1 protein-coding gene is annotated in these 572 nt (G+C 62.8%); it reads right to left on the bottom strand.

Annotated elements, in window-relative coordinates:
- The coding region (locus tag ACTHQX_RS21760; RefSeq protein WP_440159339.1) for a type 1 glutamine amidotransferase domain-containing protein at positions 1–549 on the bottom strand (549 nt) is incomplete at its 3' end.
- Between the last annotated feature and the right edge of the window lie 23 nt (positions 550–572).

Here is a 572-nt window from a genome sequence, read left to right on the forward strand (position 1 = left end):
GTGTGTGGCGTGTTCGGTTTCGGTCGGGCGGCCTTCGAGGTAGGCGATGATCGCGCGCGTGAAGTCGGGAAGATCGACCGGGGTCCTGGAGGTGATGACGTTCCCGTCCACGACAACCGCTTCATCGACCCAGGTTCCGCCCGCGTTTTCCACGTCGTCCTTGATCGGCAGGTAGCCGGTAGCGTTCTTGCCCTTGAGCACGCCGGCGGAGACCAGGACCCATCCGCCGTGGCAGATGGCGGTGACGAGTTTGCCTGCCTCATTCATGTCCCGGACGAGGCCGATCATTTCAGGGTGAAGGCGCATGTTGTCCGGGGCGAAGCCGCCCGGGACGACAACGGCGTCGAAGTCGGAGGCGCTGACGTCGGCCGCAGCCGCGTCGACCTCCATCGGGTAGTGCTCCTTGCTGTGGTAACTGTTCTTCGTGCCGCTGCCGATGACCCGCACATCCGCTCCGGCCTCCTGCAGGCGAAGCAGCGGGTACCAGCCCTCCAGGATCTGGTACTCATCCTCAATCAACAGGGCAATCTTTGATCCATGCAAACTCATGGGTGACTCACTTTCTCGTTGTG

This window comes from Arthrobacter sp. SAFR-023 (genome assembly GCF_051965295.1).
Lineage (GTDB): Bacteria > Actinomycetota > Actinomycetes > Actinomycetales > Micrococcaceae > Arthrobacter.